Genomic DNA, 17,259 nt, shown 5'->3' with positions numbered 1-17,259 from the left:
CCCGGAGCCGCGCACTAGTCTTACTGCATCGATAAGACGGTCGGCTCCCGGAACAGGGAGCAACATGCCTTTCAAACAAAAAGAAACGCAAGAAAAGAGAACCCTCAAAATGGCTGGCGCGCAGACCCACATGCACACCGCGTTGCTGATCGACGGCGAACTGGTCGCCGGCCAGGGTTTTGTCGAACCGATCCTCAACCCGGCCACCGGCGAAGTCCTGACCCAGATCGCCGAAGCCAGCACCGAGCAAGTTGAAGCCGCCATCCTCGCCGCCCACCGCGCCTTTGCCGAGTGGTCGCGCACCACCCCGCAACAACGCTCGAATCTCCTGCTGGAAATCGCCAACGCCGTCGAAAAACACGCCGACCACCTCGCCCGCCTCGAAGCCCTGAACTGCGGCAAGCCGCTGCATCTGGCGCGGCAGGATGATTTGACCGCGACCGTCGATGTGTTCCGCTTCTTCGCCGGCGCCGTACGCTGCCAGACCGGCCAGCTCAGCGGCGAATACGTGCCGGGCTACACCAGCATGGTGCGTCGCGATCCGATTGGCGTCGTCGCGTCGATTGCGCCGTGGAACTACCCGATCATGATGGCCGCGTGGAAAATCGCCCCGGCCCTCGCCGCCGGCAATACGCTGGTGTTCAAGCCGTCCGAGCACACGCCGCTGTCGATCCTGGCGCTGGCTCCGGCACTGGCCGAAATCCTGCCGCGCGGGGTGATCAACATCGTCTGCGGCGGCGGAGAAGGCGTTGGCAGTCATCTGGTCGGGCATCCGAAAGTGCGCATGGTGTCGCTCACCGGCGATATCGTCACCGGCCAGAAAATCCTCCAGGCCGCCGCCAAAACCCTCAAACGCACGCACCTCGAACTCGGCGGCAAGGCTCCGGTAATCGTCTGCAACGATGCCGACATTAAAGCTGTGGTCGAAGGCGTGCGTACTTATGGTTATTACAACGCCGGGCAGGATTGCACGGCGGCTTGCCGGATCTACGCCCAGGCCGGGATTCACGACAAATTGGTGGCCGAACTTGGCGCGGCGGTAAGCAGGCTGCGTTTCGCCGGCAAGCGTGACGCCGACAACGAAATCGGCCCGCTGATCAGCACGCGCCAGCGCGACCGCGTGGCCAGCTTCGTCGAACGCGCCCTCGGTCAGCCGCACATCGAGCGGGTCACAGGCGCAGCGGTGCATTCGGGTGCCGGGTTCTTCTATCAACCCACGCTGTTGGCCGGTTGCAAACAGAGCGATGAAATCGTCCAGCGCGAAGTGTTCGGCCCGGTGGTGACCGTGACCCGCTTCGACGAACTGACGCAAGCGGTGGACTGGGCCAACGACTCGGAATACGGCCTCGCCTCGTCGGTGTGGACCCAGAACCTGGACAAGGCGATGCAGGTCGCCGCGCGCCTGCAATACGGCTGCACCTGGATCAACAGCCATTTCATGCTGGTCAGCGAAATGCCCCACGGCGGCCTGAAACGCTCCGGTTACGGCAAAGACTTATCCAGCGATTCGCTACAGGACTACAGCGTGGTGCGGCACATCATGGCCCGCCACGGCCAGCATCTCTGACTACGCTAATAACAAGCCGCTGACGGCATGCTTCACCGCGTTCACAACTGCCCCGACCATAATTTAAAGAAGAGGGTTCACCATGTTCGTGCACAAGACCGCACTGCTCAGTGCAATCACCATGGCCCTGCTGGCCAGCGCCAGCCTGCAGGCCGCCGAGCCGCTGAAAGCCGTCGGCGCCGGCGAAGGCCAGCTCGATATCGTCGCCTGGCCCGGCTACATCGAACGCGGTGAAAGCGACAAGGCCTACGACTGGGTGACCGGTTTCGAGAAGGAAACCGGCTGCAAGGTCAATGTGAAAACCGCCGCCACCTCCGACGAAATGGTCAGCCTGATGGCCAAGGGCGGTTACGACCTGGTGACCGCGTCGGGCGATGCGTCGCTGCGTTTGATCGTCGGCAAGCGTGTGCAGCCGATCAACACCGCGTTGATCCCGAACTGGAAATCCCTCGACCCACGCCTGAAAGACGCTCCGTGGTACGTCGTCAATAAACAAACCTACGGCACCCCGTACCAGTGGGGCCCGAACGTGTTGATGTACAACACCAACGTGTTCAAGACCGCGCCGACCAGCTGGAACGTGGTGTTCGAGGAACAGAACCTGCCCGACGGCAAGCCGAACAAGGGTCGCGTGCAAGCCTACGACGGCCCGATCTACATCGCCGACGCGGCGCTGTACCTGAAATCGACCAAGCCTGAGCTGGGGATCAAGGATCCGTACCAGCTCACCGAAGATCAGTACAAGGCAGTTCTGGAACTTTTGCGTGCCCAGCAGAAGCTGATCCACCGCTACTGGCACGACACCACGGTGCAGATGAGCGACTTCAAGAACGAAGGCGTGGTGGCGTCCAGCGCCTGGCCGTATCAGGTCAACGGTCTGATCAACGACAAACAGCCGATCGCCTCCACCGTGCCGAAAGAAGGCGCCACCGGCTGGGCCGACACCACCATGCTGCACGCAGAGGCCAAGCATCCGAACTGCGCGTACAAGTGGATGGACTGGTCGCTGCAGCCGAAAGTCCAGGGTGATGTGGCGGCGTGGTTCGGTTCGTTGCCGGCGGTTCCGGCGGCGTGTCAGGGCAGTGAGTTGCTCGGCGCTGAAGGCTGCAAGACCAACGGGTTTGACCAGTTCGACAAAATCGCCTTCTGGAAAACCCCGCAAGCTGAAGGTGGGAAGTTTGTGCCTTATAGCCGGTGGACGCAGGACTACATTGCGATCATGGGCGGTAGGTAATCGATCTTTCCTGTGGGAGCGAGCTTGCTCGCGAAGTGGGTATCACATCCAACATTGCAGGTGACTGACCCACCGTCTTCGCGAGCAAGCTCTCTCCCACATGAGATCACCGCCAATACCGCGATCTCACCTGGCAACAGATAACCGTTGTTCGTTTTTCAGAAGTCCAGGCAGGGCCGCTGCGACGGCCTTCGCCTTTTTGGAGCACCGCACCATGACGCTTGCAGTCCAGTTCACCAACGTTTCCCGGCAGTTCGGCGAAGTGAAGGCCGTTGACCGGGTTTCCATCGATATCCAGGACGGCGAGTTCTTTTCCATGCTCGGCCCCTCCGGCTCGGGCAAGACCACGTGCCTGCGCCTGATCGCCGGGTTCGAGCAACCGAGCGCGGGCTCGATCCGCATTCACGGCGCCGAAGCCGCCGGTCTGCCGCCCTATCAGCGCGACGTCAACACGGTGTTTCAGGATTACGCGCTGTTCCCGCACATGAACGTGCTGGACAACGTCGCCTACGGTTTGAAAGTCAAAGGCGTAAGCAAGACCGAGCGCCATAAACGCGCCGAAGAAGCCTTGGACATGGTCGCCCTCGGCGGCTACGGCGCGCGCAAACCGGTGCAGTTGTCCGGCGGTCAGCGCCAGCGTGTCGCCCTCGCCCGCGCGTTGGTCAATCGCCCGCGAGTGCTGTTGCTCGACGAGCCGTTGGGCGCTCTCGACTTGAAGCTGCGCGAACAGATGCAGAGCGAACTGAAGAAGCTGCAACGCCAGCTCGGCATCACCTTCATCTTCGTCACCCACGACCAGACTGAAGCGCTGTCGATGTCCGACCGCGTGGCCGTGTTCAACAAGGGTCGCATCGAACAGGTCGACACGCCGCGCACTCTGTACATGAAACCGACCACCACGTTCGTCGCCGAATTCGTCGGCACTTCGAACGTGATTCGCGGTGATCTGGCGCGCCAGCTCAGCGGCCATCCGCAGCCGTTTTCGATCCGCCCGGAACATGTGCGTTTCGCCGAAGGCCCGCTGGCCAGCCATGAAATCGAAGTCAGTGGCCTGCTCCACGACATCCAGTATCAGGGCAGCGCCACGCGCTACGAGCTGAAACTGGAAAACGGCCAGACCCTGAGCATCAGTCAGGCCAACAATCAGTGGATCGACAGCAGCGCGCAGCACCAGACCGGTCAGCGCATCAGCGCACGCTGGGCGCGGGAAGCGATGATTGCGCTGCACGACACCGTTGCGAGCGAGGTGTGACATGACCGCCCTCGCCCTCCCTCAATCGGCGCCGTTGCGCAGGTTTTCCAACCTGCTCTATCGCAAACCGAATTTGTATCTGTCGATGCTGCTGGTGCCGCCGCTGCTGTGGTTCGGCGCAATCTATCTGGGCTCGCTGCTGGTGCTGTTGTGGCAAGGTTTCTACACCTTCGACGACTTCACCATGGCGGTCACCCCGGACCTGACCCTGGCCAACTTCGCCGCACTGTTCCAGCCATCGAACTTCGACATCATCCTGCGCACGCTGAGCATGGCCGTCGTGGTGTCGATCGCCAGCGCCATCGTCGCGTTCCCGATTGCCTACTACATGGCGCGCTACACCACGGGCAAGACCAAGGCGTTTTTCTACATCGCGGTGATGATGCCGATGTGGGCCAGTTACATCGTCAAGGCCTACGCCTGGACGTTGCTGCTGGCCAAGGGCGGCGTGGCGCAGTGGTTCGTTCAGCACCTGGGGCTGGAGCCGGTGCTGCAGTTCATTCTGGGGATTCCCGGGGTCGGCGGCAGCACCTTGTCGACCTCGCATCTGGGGCGGTTCATGGTGTTCGTCTACATCTGGCTGCCGTTCATGATCCTGCCGATCCAGGCCTCGCTGGAGCGTCTGCCGCCGTCGTTGCTGCAAGCCTCCGCCGACCTCGGGGCCAAGCCGCGCCAAACCTTCATGCAAGTGATTCTGCCGCTGTCGGTGCCGGGGATTGCTGCCGGTTCAATCTTCACCTTTTCGCTGACCCTGGGCGACTTCATCGTGCCGCAACTGGTGGGCCCGCCGGGCTACTTCGTCGGCAGCATGGTCTACGCGCAGCAAGGCGCGATCGGCAACATGCCGATGGCTGCCGCGTTCACGCTGGTGCCGATCGTGTTGATCGCCATTTACCTGTCCATCGTCAAACGACTGGGGGCCTTCGATGCACTCTGAAAAAGCATCTCTCGGTCTGCGCATCGCAGCCTGGGGCGGGTTGGTGTTTCTGCACTTCCCGATCCTGATCATCTTCCTCTACGCCTTCAACACCGAAGACGCGGCGTTCAGCTTTCCTCCGAAAGGCTTCACGCTGCACTGGTTCAGCGTGGCGTTTTCCCGGCCGGATGTGCTGGAGGCGATCAAGCTGTCGTTGCAGATCGCCGCCATTGCCACGCTGATCGCCATGGTGCTCGGCACCCTCGCTTCCGCTGCGCTTTATCGCCGGGACTTCTTCGGCAAACAGGGCATTTCGCTGATGCTGATCCTGCCGATTGCACTGCCGGGGATCATCACCGGGATCGCGCTGCTGGCGACCTTCAAGACGCTGGGGATCGAGCCGGGGATGTTCACCATCATCGTCGGCCATGCGACGTTCTGCGTGGTGATCGTCTACAACAACGTCATCGCCCGTTTGCGCCGCACCTCGCACAGCCTGATCGAAGCGTCGATGGATCTCGGCGCCGACGGCTGGCAGACCTTCCGCTACATCATCCTGCCGAATCTCGGCTCGGCGCTGCTCGCCGGCGGCATGCTCGCGTTTGCGCTGTCGTTCGACGAAATCATCGTCACCACTTTCACCGCCGGGCATGAACGCACCTTGCCGCTGTGGTTGCTCAATCAGTTGAGCCGCCCACGGGACGTGCCGGTGACCAACGTCGTGGCGATGCTCGTGATGCTGGTGACCATGCTGCCGATCCTCGGCGCCTACTACCTGACCCGTGGTGGCGAGAGCGTGGCCGGCAGCGGCGGCAAATGAACTCATAACAGACACCACTTTCCCCTGTGGGAGCGAGCTTGCTCGCGAAGAGGCCATGACATCCAACATTGATGTCGACTGGCACACCGCTTTCGCGAGCAAGCTCGCTCCCACAGGATTTTCGGTTTCTTCTGAAAAATAACGATGGCTGCAAAGAGGACAACAACATGCAAACCAAACTCTTGATCAACGGCCAACTGGTCAACGGCGAAGGCCCGGCGCAACCGGTGCTCAACCCGGCGCGTGGCGAAGTGCTGGTGGAAATCAACGAGGCCACCGAGGCCCAGGTCGATGCCGCCGTGCGCGCCGCCGACAGTGCCTTCGCCGAATGGTCGCAGACCACGCCGAAAGACCGTTCGCTGTTGTTGCTCAAACTCGCCGACGCCATCGAAGCCCACGGCGAAGAACTGGCGAAACTGGAATCCGACAACTGCGGCAAACCCTACAGCGCCGCGCTGAACGACGAGATCCCGGCGATTGCCGACGTGTTCCGTTTCTTCGCCGGCGCCAGCCGTTGCATGAGCGGTTCGGCCGGTGGCGAATACCTGCCCGGCCACACCTCGATGATCCGCCGCGACCCGGTGGGCGTGATCGCCTCCATCGCGCCGTGGAACTACCCGCTGATGATGGTCGCCTGGAAAATCGCCCCGGCCCTCGCCGCCGGTAATACCGTGGTGCTCAAGCCGTCGGAACAAACCCCGCTGACCGCGTTGCGTCTGGCCGAACTGGCGTCGGATATTTTCCCGGCCGGTGTACTCAATCTGGTGTTCGGTCGTGGGCCGAGCGTGGGCAGCCCGTTGGTGACCCATCCGAAAGTGCGCATGGTCTCGCTGACCGGCTCCATCGCGACCGGCTCGAACATCATTTCCAGCACCGCCGACAGCGTCAAACGCATGCACATGGAACTGGGCGGCAAGGCTCCGGTGATCATCTTTGACGACGCCGATATCGATGCCGCCGTCGAAGGCATTCGTACTTTCGGCTTTTACAACGCCGGCCAGGATTGCACCGCTGCGTGCCGGATCTATGCGCAGCAAGGCATTTACGACAAGTTCGTCGAGAAGCTCGGCGCGGCGGTCAGCAGCATCAAGTACGGCTTGCAGGATGATCCGTCGACCGAGCTGGGGCCGCTGATCACCGCCCAGCATCGCGACCGCGTGGCCGGGTTTGTCGAGCGCGCCGTGGCGCAACCTCACATTCGCTTGATCACTGGCGGCAAGGCTGTCGAAGGCAATGGTTTCTTCTTCGAACCGACCGTTCTGGCCGACGCCCAGCAGGACGACGAAATCGTCCGCCGCGAAGTGTTCGGGCCGGTGGTGTCGGTGACTCAATTCACCGATGAAGCCCAGGCGCTGGAATGGGCCAACGATTCGGACTACGGCCTGGCGTCCTCGGTATGGACGGCGGATGTAGGACGCGCCCATCGCCTGTCCGCACGCTTGCAGTACGGCTGCACCTGGGTGAACACGCACTTCATGCTTGTCAGCGAAATGCCTCACGGCGGTCAGAAACTGTCCGGCTACGGCAAGGACATGTCCATGTACGGGCTGGAGGACTACACCACGGTTCGGCATGTGATGTTCAAGCACTAAAGGCATCCCCCCGGTTTCATGGCAGAAGCCGGTTATCCGCACCACAAGGCATTCAAAACAATAACTACCGATCCGGGCGGCGCTCACCAAGCCCCGCCACGGTTTCGGCCATCCGAAATCTGCCGATTTCACGGAGCAAACACACATGAGTGCATCACCCGATCTCTCAGCCGCCGTTGCCGACAGCGATGCCGAACAACTGCGCCAACTGGGCTACACGTCCAACTTCAACCGCAGCATGAGCCTGTGGGAAAACTTCGCCTTGGGCTTCACCTATCTGTCACCGGTCGTAGGGGTTTATACCCTGTTCGGCCTGTGCCTGGCGGCCGGCGGGCCTCCGATGTTCTGGGCCTATTTGCTGGTCGGTTGCGGGCAATTGCTGGTGTGCCTGATCTTCGGCGAAGTGGTGTCGCAGTTCCCGATTTCCGGCGGTGTCTACCCTTGGGCGCGGCGTCTGGTGGGCAAGAAATGGGCATGGATGGTCGGCTGGATCTACTCCATCGCCCTGTGCGTAACCATCGCCGCCGTTGCGGTCGGCGCCGGCCCGTACCTCGCGGCCATGCTGGGGTTTGAACCGAGCAACAACACCAACATCGTCATCGCCCTGGTGCTGACGCTGTTCGCCACACTGGTCAACCTCAGCGGCACCCAAGTGCTGGCGCGGATCGCCATGTTCGGCTTCCTCTGCGAATTGGTGGGTGCGGTGATCGTCGGCGTGTACCTGCTGATTTTCGAGCGTCACCAGCCGATCAGCGTGCTGTTCAACACCTTCGATATCAGCGTCGACGGCTCCTACCTGCCGGCCTTCCTCACCGCTTCGTTGGCGGGGATGTTCCTTTATTACGGCTTCGAGGCCTGCGGCGACGTGGCCGAAGAAACTCCGAACCCGAGCAAGAAAATCCCGGTGGCCATGCGCATGACCATCTACATCGGCGGCATCGCAGCGATGTTCGCTTGCCTGGCGCTGATTCTCGCCGTGCCGGACATGCAAGCGGTGATCAACGGCACCGACAAGGATCCGGTCACCACCATCCTCAACAACGCCTTCGGCCCGGTCGGTTCGAAAGTGGTGATGGGCGTGGTGATGATTTCCTTCATCTCTTGCGTCATCAGCCTGCAAGCGGCGGCGAGTCGTCTGCTGTATTCCTACGCCCGCGATGAAATGGTCATCGGCAGCCGACTGCTGAAAAAGATTTCTCCTACGACACAGGTGCCGGTTGCTGCGCTATTCGTGTCCGGCGTCCTGCCCGGCCTGATCATCGCCCTCGGCTTCTTCCTGCAAGACGCCGTCGCCACCATCGTCAGCTTCGCCGCCATCGGCATCTACCTCGCGTTCCAGATGATCGTGCTCGCCGCCCTGTACGCCCGCAGCAAAGGCTGGAAACCCAGCGGCAAATTCACCCTCGGCGCCTGGGGCTGGCCGGTGAACATCGGCGCGCTGGTGTACGGCGTCGGCGCAATCATCAACATGGCCTGGCCCCGCACGCCGGATGCCGCGTGGTACATCAACTACGCGATGGTGCTGAGCACGGCGATCGTGGTTGGGCTGGGGCTGGTTTACATGTGGATTGGCAAGCCGTATGACCATGGGAAGGCGCCGGCTGGGGATGCCTGGAAGGTGAGTCGCTAAAAACGTTTGGCCCCGGCACCGATAGAGTGCCGGGGTTCAAGAAAGCCGACGCAAAACATCAAAACAAAAGTTCGCACTGATCGTATTTCAGCGAGGAAATACGATCGAACAATTTGATTTTTTCGTTGGCTTTTTGCTTGGCGTGATCAGACATGAATGCAATCAACTCTTCGAGCTGATTGACGTCTCCCACCACTTTGAATTCCTTCTCCTTGTTGACGAAGACAAGGGACTTCTTCTTTCTAGACAGCAGTTCTATGACGTTGCTGAGCGTACCGGTGCTCTTCGCATCCCATATCATCAATCCGTAGTCAGCAGCTTCGGCCATCACCACGTCTTTCTCGGTGAAGAAAGCCCTCGATCCTTTGGAATGTTTGGAGTCCACTGTTCTGGCGGGCCACTGTCCGAGGTTGTTACGCGGCGCCGGACCGCTACAGAACACAGTGGTTCTGGATCGTTCGAGACTCAGCAGATACTCCTGAATGGAGGTATCGGCGCCACCTGCATCACCAACGACCACCTCGAATTCAGACGCAACGATATTACTGATACGCTCCTTAACCTTCGGATCAAGGTTCTTGATATTGATAGAGCCAGCAATAAATACAGTCGTCATTGAATTCACTTCCAGGTTAGCGCCGCTACGTAGATCTTCCCCACCTTCGGATATTCACGCAAGACAGCACAAGCCGCGTCCATCGACGCTCCGCTGTCAAACAAATCATCTACGACCAAAACATTCCAGCATCCCTCTGTCGTAATTTCGTCATTGACGCTAAAACTGTTTCCAATCGCAGCAACCTTGTCTGCTTTGGAGTGCAAATCCTTGAGCGACTTTCCCGTGGTCGCTTTTCGAAGCAAATCCGAGAAAACTGGCCGCCCGACAATTCGCCCCAACTCCAAAGCAACCTCAGTAACAGGTTGTCGCTGCCGGATATTTGAAGCAGGCATGGGCAGCACAAATCCTACTTGATCCAACATAGGGAACACATTTGTCGCTACCGCTTGGGCCAGTGGGCCGACCTGAGTCCAATCCTTCTGGTATTTGAGCTGGTAGGTCGCCTCACCAATCTCTGTGCGCTGATTATCGAAACATGGGTGTCCGCGATCATCGTTGCCGAGAAAGGTACTACTTACCATGTGCTTGTCCAGTACCCATCCCTGATCCCATGGGCCGTTGATCTGTTTGAGGGACACCTTCATTGAATTCTCCATTATTCACAAAAATCCTTTAAGCCCTGCGACCAAGGGCCGAGCACCCGGGGGATGACTGAGATTCAAATAAATAAAGGAAAAATCACGCTTCAGGTGCAGTCTGGCTGACCGCCATACAAAAACAGGCATTTCCTACAGATGCAGGCTTCAAGAAGAAGCCACATTTCCTACGCTACGCGTCCACAGCGTAGACTTGGCGCCGCTAGCGCCTGACCGATAGGCTTTGTCCCGTCGCTGCCCAATCAGCGGCCCGGGGTCGAAGCCGGAAATCTGTCAAAACGGTGCTTGCGTGCCCCCATTGAACTGCGGCTGCTTTGCAACTTCAGTTCTGCGTTATGGCGGGCCGTGTGGCGCGGGCCTTCCGCCTTTTCCGTTTCGACAGGGAAGTAACCCGACTTCGAACGCCACTCGGTTCGCCACCCAACTTTTCGAAGAGTTGGTGGCGACTTTCCTACTCGAAACGGAAGTCATCTCATGCCAGCACCTACTCACATTCCAAATACTGAATATTTCACTCCCACCGTATTCACCCGCCACAACCGCTTCCTCTACGCTCTCCTACTCGATCACCAAGCCTGGTTCTGCGCTCAGGATCTCGGCCGCATGATGGGCCATCCCTTGAACTCACGCGTCACGCTCAAACTCGACCCCGACCAACGCCGCACCGTCCGCCTGCGCAAGTACGGCAAAGTTGTCGAGACACCAATGGTCAGCGAATCCGGCATGTACGCGCTGCTGGTTCACCATTTCATCCCGGAAAACCGCAATCTGCGCCAATGGCTGAGCAATGAGGTGATTCCCATCCTGCGGGAAACCAGCTCAGCAACAGCGGAAACCTGCCCGAGCCTGAGCTCCGTGCATTGGGCTGGCGTCACCGTGCCGCTGCTCCACTGGCAACAACAGGCCTGGGTGAAATGGCGGGACATGCCTGAGTTGATGCTGGCACAGCGTCCCCGGTAAACCTCAAGAATGAAAAAGGGGCGGACTTCACAGTCCGCCCCTTTGGTTTTTCACTTCAAAACCGCGAAACACTCCTCATCGCATCCACCAGATACCGCATCGCAATCCGGTCGCTTTCCGACAACTCGCGGTAACGCTCCACCAGTTTCAGTTCGTCAGGACTGAGCCGGCGTCTTCGCCGGACGTTGGTGAGGCAGGGAAAGATGCCCAACATTTCGGTGATGCCTTGTCCTTTTGTCATGGACGATGTCCTTTTCCAGTACGTCAGAAATTTTCGAAAACCGCATCGCCCCGCTCCTTAAGCAGCGATTTGAGCCCTGCCGGTCGGATGGGTCATGACCGGCGATGCCCATAGAATAGAAATTAAATCGGCGCTGAAAAGCTGTTTTTAGAGTAATTAGTCGAAAAAAGCAGATATGCCCTATAAATCAGAAAAGGCTGTGGGATAAGTAACCGTAACGTCTTGTTTCATTGAGAGGCTAGCGCCGTGCTATCAGGGAATTTTGCAAAATCAGCGAACGGATTAAGCTAGCGCGCATCTGTTACTAGTCCGTAGCGTTTGGCCGAAGGCTTGTCCGAACCGTAATTTCTGATCCAGTACGTGCCAGGAAGGGCGCGGGATTGTCCACGACAGGTTGTATCTATGCACCGCAGGAATTTGCTCAAAGCGTCCATGGCCATTGCGGCTTACACCGGCCTATCCGCCTCGGGCCTGCTCGCTGCTCGCGCCTGGGCCGCCTCTGGCGGTGCCGCCGACGGTGAAGCCCAGGCCTTCGACTTTGAAACGCTGAAGCGCCAGGCCAAACAACTGGCCGGCAGCGCGTATCAGGACACCAAACAGGTGCTGCCGCCGACCCTGGCGACCATGACCCCGCAGAACTTCAACGCGATCCGCTACGACGGCGAGCATTCGCTGTGGAAGGAAAACAAGGGTCAGCTCGATGTGCAGTTTTTCCACGTCGGCATGGGTTTCCGCCAACCAGTGCGCATGTACAGCGTCGATCCCAAGACGCGCATGGCGCGCGAGGTGCATTTCCGCCCTCAGCTGTTCAACTACGAAAACACTTCGGTCGATACCCAGCAGCTCAAGGGCGACCTGGGTTTTGCCGGCTTCAAGCTGTTCAAGGCGCCGGAACTGGATCGGCATGACGTGGTGTCGTTCCTCGGCGCCAGCTACTTCCGCGCGGTGGATGCCACTGGCCAATATGGCCTCTCCGCCCGTGGCCTGGCCGTCGACACCTACGCCAAGAAACGCGAAGAATTCCCTGACTTCACCAAGTTCTGGTTCGAGACCCCGGATCAGAACGCGACCCGCTTCGTGGTCTACGCCCTGCTCGACTCGCCGAGCGCGACCGGCGCCTATCGCTTCGACATCGATTGCCAGGCCGAGCGCGTGGTGATGGAGATCGACGCCCACATCAATGCCCGCACCGCCATCGAGCAATTGGGCATCGCGCCGATGACCAGCATGTTCAGCTGCGGCACCCACGAGCGCCGGATGTGCGACACCATTCACCCGCAAATCCACGACTCGGATCGTCTGGCCATGTGGCGCGGCAACGGCGAGTGGATCTGCCGCCCGCTGAACAACCCGGCCACCCTTCAGTTCAACGCCTTCGCCGACACCGACCCGAAAGGTTTCGGTCTGGTGCAGACCGACCACGAATTCGCCAATTATCAGGACACCGTCGACTGGTACAGCAAACGTCCGAGCCTGTGGGTAGAACCTACAACCGCGTGGGGCGAAGGCTCTATCGATCTGCTGGAAATTCCTACAACCGGCGAGACCCTCGACAACATCGTTGCGTTCTGGACGCCGAAGAAACCGGTAGCGGCCGGCGACTCGCTGAACTACGGCTACAAGCTCTACTGGAGCGCCCTGCCGCCGGTCGGCACGCCGCTGGCACGGGTGCATGCGACCCGTTCGGGCATGGGTGGATTCGTCGAAGGCTGGGCGCCGGGCGAGCATTACCCGCCGGTCTGGGCCCGTCGTTTTGCCGTGGACTTCACCGGTGGCGGTCTGGATCGCCTGCCGCAGGGCACCGGGATCGAACCGGTGGTGACGTGCTCCAACGGCAAGGTGCAGGACTTCAGCGTGCTGGTGCTGGATGACATCAAGGGTTACCGCATCCTGTTCGACTGGTACCCGACCAATGACAGCGTGGATCCGGTAGAACTGCGTCTGTTCATCCGCACCAACGACCGCACGCTGAGCGAGACCTGGTTGTACCAGTACTTCCCGCCGGCACCGGACAAGCGCAAATACCCTTGATGATTCTCTAGCGTCAGATCGGGCCTCATCGCTGGCAAGCCAGCTCCCACATGGATATCGATTGATCACCGAGCTTGTGTACAACCGAAAACCTGTGGGAGCGAGCTTGCTCGCGATGGCATCAGTCCAGGCGACAGTAAAAGTGGATATCGTGAGGTTCGAGTGCAAACAGTTCGGGATCCGGTTGCGCCAGCAACCGGCAACCCTGGCGCTGATAGAACTCCACGGTATTGCGCGCCTCGGTCGCCGAGACGTACAACGCCTCGGCGCCGACCTCTCGTCCATGGGCGCAAGCCAGGGCAAACAATCGCCCGCCCAATCCATGCCCCCGCCAGACACGGCTGATGTGCAGAAACTTCAACTGCCGCATGTTCAGGCCCTGATTGTGAATAACCCGGTTATCCACAACCACCGCAGCCACTAGTGTTTCGCCATCGAAAATCCCGTGTAGCCACCCGCCACTGCGCCAGCACTTTTCCAATACCCGCGCATTCTCCTCCGCCTCGCCTTCGGGCCAGCCGCGCATGTCGAAACGCGCCGGATACAGAATCAACTCACCGTTTTCCACGCGATAGCATTCCTCGACTAACTCGCTGCGGTCGATCAGCGCCAGCCGCGGCAAGTCCGATTCAGTCAGCGCTCGTTCGATCAACATTGCGATCCATTCCTTTGCAATTCCAAACGGCAGGCAAGAAAAAACCCGCCGGTTCAATGGCGGGTTTTATAGGCTTTGCGACAGGCCGGAATCAATCCCGCAGATCAGACTCGTGAATAGGCTGATCCCGATGGGTCGCACGTTGATACTGCGCCGGCCACACTGCTTTGCGTCCGCCCAGGTCATCGTCGGCATGCAGTGGCCAGTACGGATCACGCAGCAACTCACGGGCGAGGAAGATAATGTCGGCCTGACAGGTTCGCAAAATGTGCTCGGCTTGCGCAGGCTCGGTAATCATTCCCACGGTGCCGGTGGCGATACCTGACTCCTTGCGTACCCGCTCGGCGAAGCGCGTCTGATAACCCGGCCCAACGGGGATTTCAGCGTTGGCCGCCGTGCCGCCCGAGGACACGTCGATCAGGTCAGCCCCCAAGGCTTTCAGGCGGCGCGCCAGCTCTACGGTTTCATCCGGGTTCCAGCCGTCCTCGACCCAGTCGGTAGCCGACAGACGCACAAACACCGGCAGTTCCTCCGGCCACACCCCACGCACCGCTTCGGTCACTTGCAGCACCAGACGAATGCGGTTTTCGAACGAACCTCCGTACTGATCGCGGCGCTGGTTACTCAATGGCGAAAGGAACTGGTGCAGCAGATAACCGTGCGCCGCATGCACTTCGACCACACTGAAACCGGCGGTCAGCGCGCGTTTGGCCGCTGCCACAAAGTCCTGAATGACCTGGGCGATCTGCCCTTCATCCAGTTGTTTCGGCTGGGTGTGTTGCGGATCAAAGGCAATCGGCGACGGCCCGACCGGCGTCCAGCCACCATCCTCCGGTTTGACGCTGCCATGCTTGCCGATCCATGGCCGATGGGTGCTGGCCTTGCGCCCGGCGTGGGCCAGTTGAATGCCGGCCACTGCGCCCTGGGCGTTGATGAAACGGGTGATGCGTTGCAGCGGTGCGATCTGTTCGTCGTTCCACAGGCCCAGGTCTTCGGCGGTGATCCGCCCGTCGGCCGTGATCGCCGTGGCTTCGGTAAATACCAGGCCAGCGCCCCCCACGGCACGGCTGCCGAGGTGCACCAGATGCCAGTCGTTGGCCAGGCCATCAACGCTGGAATACTGGCACATGGGCGACACGGCGATGCGGTTGGACAGGGTCAGTTGGCGAAGGGTAAAGGGTTCAAGCAGCAGACTCATGGGGCACCTCTCAATTCAGTGGGCAGGCTCCAGGGTTCTGTTTGAAAAGTCGACGAGTGACAGGAAAAAGGTGCAGCACCCGCCCCCGCGGGCAAAAAATTCGACAAGACGTCACAAGGCCAATCAAGCAGTGCTTAGAGCCTAGTCGACATCCGGGGATGAGGGAGGGTTCAGAAATGAAACAGCACAATTGAAGATTGCCTGCGCCCCTTCAGTAAAGGGCGCAATGAGCTTTAGCGCGGCTCGATGTGGGCAATCATCAACTGCACGGTTTCATTGCCGCGAAACTCGTTGAGATCGAGTTTGTAGGCCAGTTCGACCCATTTGATCGTCGGGTTCGGCCAGATATCGCGATCAATGCCAAACGCGATGCCATCAAGCTTCACCGACCCGCATTCGGTTTTCAGCACCACTTTGAGATGCCGCTCGCCGACCACCCGCTGCTCGACCAACTGGAACACGCCGTGAAACAGCGGCTCCGGAAAGTGCTGGCCCCATGGCCCGGCGTGGCGCAGGGCGCGGGCCAGCTCCAGATGAAACTCCTCGACCGCCAATGTGCCATCTGACAGCAGGCGCCCGGTCAGGTCTTCTTCGCGAAGTTGCCTACGCACTTCGGCGTCGAATGCCTCGGCAAACAACGGAAAATTCTCCTGCCGCAAGGTCAAGCCCGCCGCCATCGCGTGGCCACCGTACTTCGCGATCAGGTCTGGATGTTGCGCCGCAACCACGCTCAGCGCATCACGGATATGAAAACCCTGCACCGAGCGCCCCGAGCCCTTGAGCAAACCATCGCCTGCATCGGCGAAGGCGATGGTCGGGCGGAAATACCGCTCTTTCATCCGCGACGCCAGAATGCCGATGACACCCTGGTGCCATTCCGGATCGAACAGGCAAAGACCGAAAGGCATCGACTCGACCGGCAAGTCCTTGAGCTGGGCCAGCGCCTCGCGCTGCATGCCTTGCTCGATGGATTTGCGATCCTGGTTCATGCCGTCCAGTTGCGCAGCCATCTCACGGGCCAGCGCAGCGTCGTGGGTCAGCAGGCACTCGATGCCCAGGCTCATGTCATCCAGACGCCCTGCTGCGTTAAGGCGCGGGCCGACGATGAAACCGAGGTCGGTCGACGTGATGCGCGAGGCTTCACGCTTGGCCACTTCCAGGATGGCCTTGATTCCCGGCCGCGCACGCCCGGCGCGAATCCGCTCCAGGCCCTGGTGCACCAGAATCCGGTTGTTGGCATCCAGCGGCACCACGTCGGCAACGCTGCCCAACGCCACCAGATCCAGCAGTTCGCCGATGTTCGGTTGTGGTTTGCTCTCGTACCAACCGAGGCTGCGCAGGCGCGCACGCAAGGCCATCAACACGTAAAAAATCACCCCGACACCGGCCAGCGCCTTGCTCGGGAACTCGCAGCCGGGCTGGTTCGGATTGACCAGTGCATCGGCCAGCGGCAGTTCGTCGCCGGGCAAGTGGTGGTCGGTGATCAAGACCTTCAGACCGTGACGTTTCGCGGCCGCCACACCTTCAACGCTGGAAATACCGTTATCAACGGTGATCAACAGTTGCGGCTCGCGGGTCATCGCGACTTCGACGATTTCCGGCGTCAGGCCGTAGCCGTATTCGAAGCGGTTCGGCACCAGATAATCGACGTGCGCCGCGCCCAGCAGGCGCAAGCCGAGCACGCCGACGGTACTGGCCGTCGCGCCGTCGGCGTCGAAGTCGCCGACGATCAGGATCCGCTGGCGCTGCTCCAGCGCCGTCACCAACAGGTCCACCGCCGCATCGATCCCTTTGAGCTGCTGGAACGGGATCAGCCGCGCCAGGCTCTTGTCCAGCTCCGCCTCGGACTGCACGCCCCGCGCCGCGTACAGGCGGGTCAACAGGGGTGGCAGTTCACCGAGAAACGGCAGAGTGGCGGGCAACGGGCGAGGATCGATACGCATGGGCT

The 17,259-nt window shown here is 60.3% G+C and carries 15 protein-coding genes; 9 read left to right on the top strand and 6 right to left on the bottom strand.

All coding sequences use genetic code 11. The features are described from left to right. Nucleotides 1–109 precede the first annotated feature (109 nt). The 7 genes from CAF73_RS09610 (at nucleotide 110) to CAF73_RS09580 (ending at nucleotide 9,011) form a co-directional block, all read left to right on the top strand. Nucleotides 110–1,567: a gamma-aminobutyraldehyde dehydrogenase gene (locus CAF73_RS09610; RefSeq protein ID WP_085702671.1), complete on the top strand. Its 1,458-nt coding sequence runs from the start codon at nucleotides 110–112 to the stop codon at nucleotides 1,565–1,567. A gap of 82 nt (nucleotides 1,568–1,649) precedes the next feature. After that, nucleotides 1,650–2,801: a putative ABC transporter substrate-binding protein YdcS gene (gene ydcS, locus CAF73_RS09605; protein ID WP_085702557.1), complete on the top strand. Its 1,152-nt coding sequence runs from the start codon at nucleotides 1,650–1,652 to the stop codon at nucleotides 2,799–2,801. A 214-nt stretch (nucleotides 2,802–3,015) separates the two neighbouring features. Next, entirely contained in the window at nucleotides 3,016–4,053 is a 1,038-nt protein-coding gene (locus CAF73_RS09600) for an ABC transporter ATP-binding protein (protein WP_085702556.1), read from the top strand. Between the two features lies 1 nt (nucleotide 4,054). Beyond that, on the top strand, nucleotides 4,055–4,990 hold the full coding sequence (locus CAF73_RS09595) for an ABC transporter permease (RefSeq protein WP_007954664.1): 936 nt from the start codon (nucleotides 4,055–4,057) through the stop codon (nucleotides 4,988–4,990). Beyond that, nucleotides 4,980–5,789, top strand: coding sequence for an ABC transporter permease (locus tag CAF73_RS09590; protein ID WP_085697286.1), 810 nt, complete (start codon nucleotides 4,980–4,982; stop codon nucleotides 5,787–5,789). The genes CAF73_RS09595 and CAF73_RS09590 overlap by 11 nt, the downstream gene beginning before the upstream one ends. A gap of 167 nt (nucleotides 5,790–5,956) precedes the next feature. Beyond that, the gene (locus CAF73_RS09585) at nucleotides 5,957–7,381 is read left to right on the top strand and encodes a gamma-aminobutyraldehyde dehydrogenase (RefSeq protein ID WP_085697285.1); all 1,425 of its coding nucleotides are present in this window, start codon (nucleotides 5,957–5,959) and stop codon (nucleotides 7,379–7,381) included. Between the two features lie 145 nt (nucleotides 7,382–7,526). Next, entirely contained in the window at nucleotides 7,527–9,011 is a 1,485-nt protein-coding gene (locus tag CAF73_RS09580) for an APC family permease (RefSeq protein WP_085697284.1), read from the top strand. A gap of 58 nt (nucleotides 9,012–9,069) precedes the next feature. On the opposite strand, the gene CAF73_RS09575 is transcribed toward CAF73_RS09580, so the two are convergent. Then, nucleotides 9,070–9,627, bottom strand: coding sequence for a hypothetical protein (locus tag CAF73_RS09575; RefSeq protein ID WP_085697283.1), 558 nt, complete (start codon nucleotides 9,625–9,627; stop codon nucleotides 9,070–9,072). A gap of 5 nt (nucleotides 9,628–9,632) precedes the next feature. Beyond that, nucleotides 9,633–10,214 carry a ComF family protein gene (locus tag CAF73_RS09570; protein WP_085702555.1) on the bottom strand — a complete coding sequence of 194 codons (582 nt, stop codon included), beginning with the start codon at nucleotides 10,212–10,214 and terminating at the stop codon, nucleotides 9,633–9,635. 486 nt (nucleotides 10,215–10,700) lie between these two features. On the opposite strand from CAF73_RS09570, the gene CAF73_RS09565 reads away from it, so the two are divergent. Beyond that, the gene (locus tag CAF73_RS09565) at nucleotides 10,701–11,186 is read left to right on the top strand and encodes a Bro-N domain-containing protein (protein ID WP_085702554.1); all 486 of its coding nucleotides are present in this window, start codon (nucleotides 10,701–10,703) and stop codon (nucleotides 11,184–11,186) included. 55 nt (nucleotides 11,187–11,241) lie between these two features. Here CAF73_RS09565 and CAF73_RS09560 read toward each other — a convergent pair whose 3' ends face one another. After that, nucleotides 11,242–11,427 (bottom strand): hypothetical protein, encoded by a 186-nt coding sequence (locus CAF73_RS09560; protein ID WP_007954656.1) that lies wholly within the window; start codon nucleotides 11,425–11,427, stop codon nucleotides 11,242–11,244. A gap of 402 nt (nucleotides 11,428–11,829) precedes the next feature. Between CAF73_RS09560 and CAF73_RS09555 the strand changes: the two genes are divergently transcribed. Continuing rightward, on the top strand, nucleotides 11,830–13,458 hold the full coding sequence (locus CAF73_RS09555) for a glucan biosynthesis protein D (protein WP_085697280.1): 1,629 nt from the start codon (nucleotides 11,830–11,832) through the stop codon (nucleotides 13,456–13,458). A 121-nt stretch (nucleotides 13,459–13,579) separates the two neighbouring features. Here CAF73_RS09555 and CAF73_RS09550 read toward each other — a convergent pair whose 3' ends face one another. The 3 genes from CAF73_RS09550 to recJ all read right to left on the bottom strand — a co-directional run bounded on the left by CAF73_RS09550 (nucleotide 13,580) and on the right by recJ (nucleotide 17,254). Then, complete coding sequence (locus CAF73_RS09550) at nucleotides 13,580–14,113, bottom strand: GNAT family N-acetyltransferase (RefSeq protein WP_085702553.1); 534 nt, start codon at nucleotides 14,111–14,113, stop codon at nucleotides 13,580–13,582. 91 nt (nucleotides 14,114–14,204) lie between these two features. Further along, nucleotides 14,205–15,311: an NADH:flavin oxidoreductase/NADH oxidase gene (locus tag CAF73_RS09545; protein WP_085702552.1), complete on the bottom strand. Its 1,107-nt coding sequence runs from the start codon at nucleotides 15,309–15,311 to the stop codon at nucleotides 14,205–14,207. 233 nt (nucleotides 15,312–15,544) lie between these two features. After that, nucleotides 15,545–17,254: a single-stranded-DNA-specific exonuclease RecJ gene (gene recJ / locus CAF73_RS09540; protein WP_085702551.1), complete on the bottom strand. Its 1,710-nt coding sequence runs from the start codon at nucleotides 17,252–17,254 to the stop codon at nucleotides 15,545–15,547. Between the last annotated feature and the right edge of the window lie 5 nt (nucleotides 17,255–17,259).

The organism is Pseudomonas sp. B15(2017) (genome assembly GCF_002113215.1).
Classification (GTDB): Bacteria; Pseudomonadota; Gammaproteobacteria; order Pseudomonadales; family Pseudomonadaceae; genus Aquipseudomonas.
The sequence above is the reverse complement of the archived record's forward strand: the minus strand, read 5'-3'. Positions and strand labels throughout refer to the sequence as shown.